General features: G+C 73.4%; 3 protein-coding genes. 1 reads left to right on the plus strand and 2 read right to left on the minus strand.

Annotation, left to right across the window (positions count from 1 at the left end; genetic code table 11):
* Positions 1-686, minus strand: a 686-nt coding sequence (locus AB0J72_RS58705; RefSeq protein WP_363417940.1) for a cellulose binding domain-containing protein, incomplete at its 3' end; no start/stop codon positions are given.
* Positions 687-837: 151 nt separating this feature from the next.
* Here AB0J72_RS58705 and AB0J72_RS58710 point away from each other — a divergent pair.
* On the plus strand, positions 838-5,292 hold the full coding sequence (locus tag AB0J72_RS58710; protein WP_363417943.1) for an AAA domain-containing protein: 4,455 nt from the start codon (positions 838-840) through the stop codon (positions 5,290-5,292).
* 486 nt (positions 5,293-5,778) lie between these two features.
* Here AB0J72_RS58710 and AB0J72_RS58715 read toward each other — a convergent pair.
* On the minus strand, positions 5,779-6,071 hold a 293-nt coding region (locus tag AB0J72_RS58715; protein WP_363417946.1), incomplete at its 5' end, for a hypothetical protein.

Genomic DNA, 6,071 nt, shown 5'->3' on the forward strand with positions numbered 1-6,071 from the left:
GGGGTGGTGGTGCCGCCGGTGGTGGTGGCGGTGACGCTGTTGGACGCCGCGGACTCGCCGACGTTGTTGTAGGCCTTCACCGTGTACGTGTGGGTGGAGCCGGCGGTCAGCCCGGACACGGTGGTGGAGGTGCCGGTGACGGTAGCCCGCACGGTGCTGCCCTCGTAGACGCGGTAGCCGGTGACGGTGCCGGTCGAGGCGTTCCAGGCGAGGGTGAAGCTGGTGTCCGTGGTCGCGGTCACCCGGAAGTTACCCGGCACGCCAGGGGTCCCGGCCGGCGTGGTCGGGGTCGTGCCGCCCCCGCACGAGGCGCCGTTGAGCGTGCAGTTGGTCGGGGTGCCGCTGCCGGCGGCGATGAACCCGAAGCTGGCCGTGCCGCCGGGGGCGATCGTGCCGTTCCAGGAGTTCGTGAAGGTCACGTGACCGGAGGTGCCGGTCCGGTTGGAGTCCCACGACGAGCTGATCGAGGTGCCGCCGGGCAGGTCGAACGCGACCGTCCAGCCGTTGATCGTGCTGCTCGTGCCGTTGGTGATCGTGTACTTGGCCTCGTAGCCGGAACCCCAGGTGGAGGTTTGGACGAAGGCCGCGGTGGCGGCCGCGGCGGACGCCGGCGTCGCGGCGACGGTGATGACGGTGGCCGCGGCCGTTGCCAGGGCAGCCGCGATCACCCCGATTCGCAGTCTCATTGCAGACCTGCCTCGGAGTCGGGTCGAGATGGGGGATGTAGGGCGCCCTAGCGCGGACACTACGCGAAGGTTTGTTAACAGTAAAGATGTTGGTCAATTACCTGTTCTTGATCTCGTGCAGAGTGTCGTACCCGGCCGTTACGCTCGCGTCGTGGATGGTCGGTCGCGGGCGACGCTCGTGCAGGAGGCCGCCCGGCGGTGGCGCTCGCAGCTCATCGACCTGGGCGGACGTAACACACTGCTGTATTACAAGGACCTGCGCTCCGGCACGCTCGACCTGTCCGCCGCCGACCCTGTCGCCGTCTCCGCGCTGCTCGGCGGGCGCACCATGTCGCTCACCCAGCTGTTCCCCCGCTCCGGCGGCAAGCGGTCCGCTTCGGCCCCTGCCCCTGCCGACACGGTGCTCGATGCCGTTGCCGCGCCCGACCCCGGCGCGTCCCGTCTGGTCGACGACGGGCGTCCGGCGATCGGGCGGGCCTCCGCACCGGCGACGCCTCCTGAACCTGAAGCAGCGGCTCCGGCTGACGAGTCCTCGGCCGTCGAGGCTGCGGTTGTCGAGTCCTCGGCTGGCGAGTCCTCTGCCGCCGGGCCCGACGACGGGCCGGCGCTGACGCACGCGGCGGCGGTGAAGCGGGCGCGCACGATCAGGAACAAGGCCCGTGAGCTGGCCGAGGAGCGCGGCATCGAGACGTGCTTCGTGGCGATCGGCTCGGCGACCTGGACCCCGGCGGCCGGCAGCGGCGTGCCCGCGGCGCCGGTCCTGCTGCGCTCCGCCCAGCTGCGCGCCCGCGGCGCCGCCGAGGACGACTTCGAGCTCAGCGTCCACGGCGACACCGAGGTCAACCCGACCCTGCTGCAGCTGCTGGAGGAGGAGTTCGGCGTCCAGGTCGACGCCGACGAGCTGGAGGAGCTGATCAGCTACACCGCCGGCTTCGACCCGCAGCCGCTGTACGAGCGGCTGGTGAAGGAGGCGTCCGGGCGGGTCCGCGGGTTCACGATCGGGCCGCGGTCCGTGCTCGGCACGTTCTCCTATGCGAAGCTGCCGATGGTCAACGACCTGCGGGTCGCCGCTGAGGCGCTCGAAGGCCACGAGATCATCGCCGCGATCGCCGGCGACGGCGATTCGCAGCGGCGGCTGCACGCGACCGGCGCGGTCCAGCTCGACGACCCCGACCTGATCGCCCCCGACGACGAGTTCCTGGTCCTGGACGCCGACTCCTCGCAGAACTACGCGATCAACGCCGTCCTGTCCGGCCAGCACAGCGTGATCAAGGGGCCGCCCGGCACGGGCAAGAGCCAGACCATCGCCAACCTGATCGCGTCGCTGGTCGCGCGCGGCAAGCGGGTGCTGTTCGTGGCGGAGAAGCGGGCCGCGATCACCGCCGTCACCGACCGGCTCGCCCGGCGCGGGCTCGGCAGCCTCGTCATGGACGTCCACGACGGCACCACGTCGCGGCGCAAGGTCGCCGCCGACCTCAAGGCCGCGTTCGACTCGGCCGCCCGGATCGCCCAGCCCGACCTCAGCGTCCTGCACGAGACCCTGATCACGAAGCGCGCCCAGCTCAACGGGCACGACGAGGCGCTGCACCAGGTCCGCGAGCCGTGGGGGATCAGCGCGTTCCAGTCGCAGACCGCCATCCTCGCGCTGACCGCCGCGGGGCGGCCGATGACGGCGGTGCGGCTGCGCGGGCAGACGCTCGCCGCGCTGGACGCCGGCACCGCCCGGCGCGTCCGGGAGCAGCTGCGCGACTTCGCCGCGCTCGGCGGTTTCACCCTCACCGGGCAGCAGTCCGGCTGGGCCGGCGCGGCCGTGCGGACCCCCGCCGACGCCGAGGCGGCGTTCGGGCTGGTCGAGCGGCTCGCCGAGCGCACCCTGCCCGCGGCCCGTCCCGCGCTGCGCCACGTCCAGGAGCAGACCGGCCTGCGCCCGCCCGCCGACCTGGCCGGCTGGCGGCAGCTGTTCGGGTTCCTCGACGGGGTCGCCGCGACCCTGACCCAGTTCCACGAGGACGTGTTCCGCGCCGACCTCGCCACCCACATCGCGTCGGCCGCCGACGCCGCCTGGCGCCGCGAGCACGCCGGCCAGCCCGGCGCCGACGCGGGCTGGCTCACCCGCCGCCGCATGCGCAAGCAGGCCGCCCAGCTGTGGCGCGGCCCCGGCAGCCCCAGCCGGCAGCAGCTCTTCACCGGGTTGTCCGCGGCGCTGGCGCAGCGCGCGGTCTTCACCAACGGCGGCGGCCGGCCGCAGCTGCCCACGGAGTATGCGCGGGCGCGGGCAGCCTTTCACGAGCTCGACGAGCAGGTCGGGCAGCTGCAGCGGCACGTGCCGCACCTCGGGCTCACCGCGATGGACCTGGACCGGCTCGGCGCCGTGCTGACCGGGCTGGCCGGCGACGAGCGCACGCTGCGCCGCATCCCGCGCCTCAACGAGCTGGGCGCCGGGTTCACCGCGCTCGGCCTCGACCAGCTCATCGCCGACCTCGGCGGCCGTCGCGCCGACGCCGACCTCGCCGCGGCCGTCTTCGACGCCTGCTGGCACGCGTCGATCCTGCAGCACCTCGGGTTCACCGACGACCGCATCGGCGCGTTCGACGGGGAGCGGCACACCCGCACCGTCGCGGAGTTCCGCGCCGCGGACCACCAGCACATCGACGCGACCGCGAGCCGCGTCCTGCGGGCCGTCGCCGAGCACATCACGCGCACCCGCGACGAGTACCCCGACGAGAGCCGCCTCGTCGAGCACCAGGCCAACCTGAAGCGCCGGCACCTGCCGATCCGCCAGCTCTTCGCGACCGCCCCGCACATGCTGACCGCGCTGCGCCCCTGCTGGGCGATGAGCCCGCTGGTCGTGTCGCAGCTGCTGCCCGCCGCGGCGGACCTGTTCGACGTCGTCGTGTTCGACGAGGCCAGCCAGGTCACGCCCGCCGACGCGGTCCCCGCGCTGCTGCGCGCCCGGCAGGTCGTCGTTGCCGGCGACGAGCACCAGCTGCCGCCCACGTCGTTCTTCACCGCCGCCGAGGACGGCGGCGCCGACCCCCTCGGCGTCCGGGCCGACGGCTCGATCGACCTGTCGCTCACCTCCGGCTACGAGTCGGTCCTGGACGTGCTGACGGCGCTGCTGCCCGCGTACCTGCTGCGCTGGCACTACCGCAGCCAGGACGACCGGCTCATCGGCTTCTCCAACGCCCACATCTACGAGCGCTCGCTCGTCACGTTCCCGGGCACGGCCGGCGCCGGCTCCGTGCAGCACGTGCACGTGCCCTTCGACCCGGCCGGCGCTTCCGGCGACGCCGACAGCGTGACCGCCGAGGTCGACCGGGTCGTCGAGCTGGCGTTGCAGCACGCCCAGCTGCGCCCGTCGCAGTCCCTCGGCGTCATCACGATGGGCATCACCCACGCCGACCGCATCGACCTCGCGCTGCGCAAGGCCCTGTCCGCCCGCCCCGACCTGCACGCGTTCTTCGCCGAGTCCGCCGCCGAGCCCTTCTTCGTCAAGAACCTCGAACGCGTCCAGGGCGACGAGCGCGACGCGATCATCCTCTCCATCGGCTACGGCAAGAACGCCTCCGGGCAGCTGCCGTACCGCTTCGGCCCGCTCCTGCTCCCCGGCGGCGAGCGGCGGCTCAACGTGGCGGTCACCCGCGCCCGCCGCCGGATGACCCTGGTCAGCTCCTTCACCGCCGCCGACATGGACCCGGCCCGCAGCACCTCCGAGGGCGTGCGCCTGCTCCGCGCCTATCTGGAGTACACCGCCTCGGGCGGCACGTCCCTCGGCGGCGTCGCGGCCCCTTCCCCGGCCCCCGACGCCTTCGAGACCGACGTCCTCAACCGCCTCACCGCGGCCGGCATCCCGGTCACCGCCCGCTTCGGCGTCGCGGGCGCCTTCATCGACTTCGCCTGCGCCCACCCCGCCAACCCCGAGGAGCTCATCCTCGCCATCGAGACCGACGGCGCCACCTACCACTCGGCGAGCACCGCCCGCGACCGCGACCGCCTCCGGCAGGAGCAGCTGGAGCGCCTCGGCTGGCGGTACCACCGCATCTGGTCCTCCGACTGGGTCGCCGACCCCGCCGCCGAGACCGCCAGGACCCGCGCCGCGTACGACGAGGCCCTCGCCGCCGCCGACGCCCGCCGCTTCAACGAGCCGACGATCGTCCTCAACTTCCCGCTCGCACCGTCCCCCGACGCGGCCTCTTCCCCCCGCGCCCTGCCCCGCCCCGACATCACCCCCGGCCGCCCGATCACGGAGTACCCGCGGGCGGCGCTGGTCGCGCTGATCTCCTGGATCGAGTCCGACACCCTCCTGCGCACCGAGGAGGAGGTCCTGGAGGAGGCCCGCCGCGAGCTCGGCTTCAAACGCGGCGGCACCCGCATCAACGCCGCCCTCACCGAAGCCCTGCACGAGTCCCGCGCCACCGCCACCGCCACCCCCGAGCCCTCCGCTCCGACCCCCGCCGCCGCTTTGCCGGACGCGGACCGGACGACGGCGCTACCCATCACCCCCGCAGCCGCCCCGCCTGATACGGACCGGACGACAGTGCTGCCAATCACCCCCGCCGACCCCGACGAGACCCGCTTCTTACCGCAGCGCCCCGAGACCGACTGACCACCCCAGGCCCGTCGATCACCTCGATGCTGAGCCGGCCGCGAGCCCGACTGACCGCCCGCAGACTTGGGCTTCTAGGTCAGGCCGGCCGTTGTACTGAGTTGATCGCCGAGTCGGCGGCGGGCGGGCGGGTCGGTCCCCGCCTTGACAGACGTTGGTCAATGCCCAGGTTTGGCGGCTTTCGCTCGATGTGTGCCTGAACGGCAACCGGTGGGCATTGGTCAGCGATGCGGGAACGCAGCCCCCGACGCTGTGTTGAGCCATCCGGGGATTTCGTGCTGTCGTGGGGCGTGCCGGCCGCGCCAGACGGAAGAGACCCGGTCCCTGTCGCGGCCCTGAGCCCGGCTGGCCGCCTCCGGGGATCACCTCGGCAGCTCGCAGGCCTGGCCTTCTACGGTGCGGGGAACGCAGGCCCGACGCTGCACTGAGTAGACCGCTCATCGGCCCAGTCGGCAACGGCGACGAGCAGGCGGGTCGGCCGCCGCCTTAGCAGACGCTGGTCAATGCCTCGGTTTGCGGCCTTTCGCCCAATGTCTGCCTGGAAAGGTGTGCGACGCGTAGCAGCCAGACGGCGACCGCGACGGCGACGGCGACCGCGACGGCGACCGCGACGGCGACCGCGATGGCGATGGCGACGGCGACCGCGATGGCGACCGCGATGGCGACGGCGACCGCGATGGCGATGGCGACCGCGACGGCGACCGCGACGGCGACCGCGATGGCGATGGCGACGGCGACCGCGATGGCGACCGCGATGGCGACGGCGACCGCGATGGCGA

The organism is Dactylosporangium sp. NPDC049742 (genome assembly GCF_040674675.1).
In the GTDB taxonomy this organism is placed as follows: domain Bacteria; phylum Actinomycetota; class Actinomycetes; order Mycobacteriales; family Micromonosporaceae; genus Dactylosporangium; species Dactylosporangium maewongense.